Source organism: uncultured Jannaschia sp., from assembly GCF_947494055.1.
Taxonomy (GTDB): Bacteria; Pseudomonadota; Alphaproteobacteria; order Rhodobacterales; family Rhodobacteraceae; genus Jannaschia.
Genome location: NZ_CANLTR010000107.1, coordinates 1 through 2,687 on the forward strand (window position 1 = coordinate 1; position 2,687 = coordinate 2,687).

Annotated in this window: 3 protein-coding genes; all 3 read right to left on the reverse strand. The window is 63.9% G+C overall.

Annotated features, from left to right (window positions below):
* Nucleotides 1-12: 12 nt before the first annotated feature.
* Nucleotides 13-483: a hypothetical protein gene (locus tag Q1A87_RS23190; RefSeq protein ID WP_299657139.1), complete on the reverse strand. Its 471-nt coding sequence runs from the start codon at nucleotides 481-483 to the stop codon at nucleotides 13-15.
* A 152-nt stretch (nucleotides 484-635) separates the two neighbouring features.
* A protein-coding gene (locus Q1A87_RS23195) for an IS66 family transposase (RefSeq protein WP_299657142.1) occupies nucleotides 636-2,320 on the reverse strand; the annotation gives its coding sequence in 2 pieces (ribosomal slippage) (nucleotides 636-1,477 and nucleotides 1,477-2,320; 1,686 coding nt in all).
* An 8-nt stretch (nucleotides 2,321-2,328) separates the two neighbouring features.
* The gene (gene tnpB / locus Q1A87_RS23200; protein WP_299657145.1) at nucleotides 2,329-2,541 is read right to left on the reverse strand and encodes an IS66 family insertion sequence element accessory protein TnpB; all 213 of its coding nucleotides are present in this window, start codon (nucleotides 2,539-2,541) and stop codon (nucleotides 2,329-2,331) included.
* Nucleotides 2,542-2,687: the final 146 nt, after the last annotated feature.

Consider the following 2,687-nt stretch of genomic DNA (forward strand, 5'->3'; position numbering starts at 1 on the left):
AGTGGCCGACTTTTACGCCGCCCGCAGCAGGCTCATCCCGCCGCTCCCGTGGCCGACTTTTCCACCGCCGTTCTCAGCCGAGAGACCTGTACAGCTCGCGACGATCAGATGTGTGATGGACGTCCGCATGTCGCCCCTATCGAGGCGGTCGATGGCTAGCATCGCAAGTTCTGCAGCTGCGCTTTCGTACATGTCCATGCGCTTGGCGGTGCCGGGGAACGCACCCCGCCGGAAGATGCCGGACCTGTCGACGATCTGCCCATCAGGGTCGTCCGCCGGCTCGATGCATGAGTACCGGCTCTCTATGCCTGCTTTGTCCGCCATCCTGCGGAAAAGCTTCTGCTGCTTCGGTAGCGCCGCAAGGCTCGCGGTGGCGAAGCGCAGAAAGTAATCATGCACTTCGTACTCGGGCACGGCCGTCGCGATCTGATTGATATGAGCATGCGTCAAAACGGTTGGCCCCGGCTTGTGGAAGCGGTCCACAAACCGACGCTCCTGCAATTTAACATCGACAAAGCGATATGGTTCATCCGCTAGAACGCGTGAGGCGATTTGTCCCGTTATTAATGCCTGAGTTGGGCTCCTTCACGTCATTCGCAGCGATGTGAAGCGTAAGTATTCGGCGCAGGCCGCGGTCAGGCGCCTTGGCGATGCTCTGAGGTTCGCCAGTTCCACGGGAGCAGGTCTGGCACTTGCGAAGCGGTCATGTCGGGCAGCCGGCCGAGAACATCGGCCAGCCATGCCTGGGGATCGATGTCGTTCAGCTTCGCGGTGACGATCAGGGAATACATGAAGGCGGCGCGGTCGCCGCCGCGCTCGGATCTAGCGAACAGCCATGACTTCCGACCGAGGGCGATGCCGCGCAGGGCGCGTTCGGCCGCGTTGTTCGTCAGGCAGATCCGGCCGTCGTCGACAAAGCGGGTGAAGGCTTCCCAGCGGTCCGCCTTGAACATGTAGGCGATCGCCTTGGCGACGGGGTTGTGCTTCGACATCGTGCCCTGTTCGGCACGCATCCAGTCGTGAAGCTCGTCGACCAGCGGCCGGACGAGGCGCTGCCGCGCTTCGAGCCGTGCCGCGGCGTCCAGACCGTTGATGCCGCGCTCCACGTCTAAGATGGCATCGATCTTCGTCACTGCCTCAAACGCCACGGGGGATATATCATGGGCGTGCTTCCCCTTCCGGATATTTCCCCTGATGTTGGCCAGTTCGAAGAACTTCCGGCGGGCGTGGCTCCAGCACAGTGCGCTACTCACCGGCCCGGGATCGCGATTGCCGCGGTAGAGATCGTTGTATCCGCCATAGGCATCCATTGCCCGGCAATGGTTTGCTTGCAAACCATGAGAGGGGGCTTGGAGGATGCCCTGCCATCCTGTGAGATGCCGATTGGGGTGGGCCATCTCTCTGTCTCGCGAGAAGTAGAACAGTGCCGCGGGCGGCGCGCCGCCGGCGAAGGGCCGGTCATCGCGGACTTGAGGCAGAGCCGGGCCGTCTTCGTTCCGCCCTTCGCCAGGAGCGGGACCGTGGTGTCATCCCCGTGGAGCCGCTCGGCTCCCAGGATATGGTCGCGGATCCGCGCATGAACGGGCGCGAGCGCGATGACACAGGCGCCGACCTGGTCGGCCAGGGTCGAGAGGCTGAGATCGACACCCTCCCGGGCGTAGCGCTCGGCCTGTCGGTTCAGCGGCTGATGCTGACCGAACTTCTCGAAAAGCATCATCGCCAGCAGGTTCGGGCCAGCCCAGCCACGGGGCGTGGGGTGGAACGGGGCCGGCGGCTGGGAGATCTTCTCGCGAGAGCGGCAGGTGAACTTCTCGCGGACGGTCTGGATCGCCTTCCACTGTCGCGGAATGACCTCCAGCGTCTCGGTGATATCCTCTCCCATCTTCACGATACGGTCGGAGCCGCAGCACGAACACGCCGTCGGTGCCTCGATCACCACCCGCTCGCGAGGCAGGTGCTCCGGGAACGGCTTACGGGCCGGGCGGCGACGGTCGAAGCCGGCGACCGAACTTGTCTTCGTTGCCTTCTCCGCGGCGATCTCGTCCTCGGTCGTGGCGGCCTCGAGTTCCTCGAGCTGTAACTCCATCTGGTCGATCAGGCGAGCGCGGCGCTCCGAGCTGTGGCCATATTGCTCCCGCCGCAGCCTGGCGATCTCGAGCCGGAGATGCTTGATCATCGCCTCGGACGCCCGGACAACCGCCCGGACCTGCGCCAGCTCGCTCTCGGCGGTCTCCGCCCGGGCTTCCGTGGTCTCGACGCGCGTCTCGGACGCCACAAGGGCGGCCCGCAATCTGGCGATCTCCAAGGAGGTATCCGACATGCCGCATTCTACGACAGGACACTGGAAAGACCCAATGGAATAGGGCGATCAGGCGAACTTATCCCGCCTTCGCAGGCCGCCCGCGTCCAGCGCGGATTGCGCCAGTCGATCCCGTCCAGAAGATAACCGATCTGCGCGGCAGAGATCTGGACCGCTTCGCCAGATCCCCCGGCCGGCCAGATGAACTTCCCTGCCTCAAGCCGCTTCGTATAAAGCGACATGCCGATGGTCGTGTCGCGAAGGTGGTGGAAAATCGAGGGCGGCGTAATCTCCGGGTGAGTCAAACCACTTGACCGGCGGCGGCAACCGCCAGGGAGATCACGCCATGACGAAGATTACAGATACGACGATGCCGGCGCTACTGTGC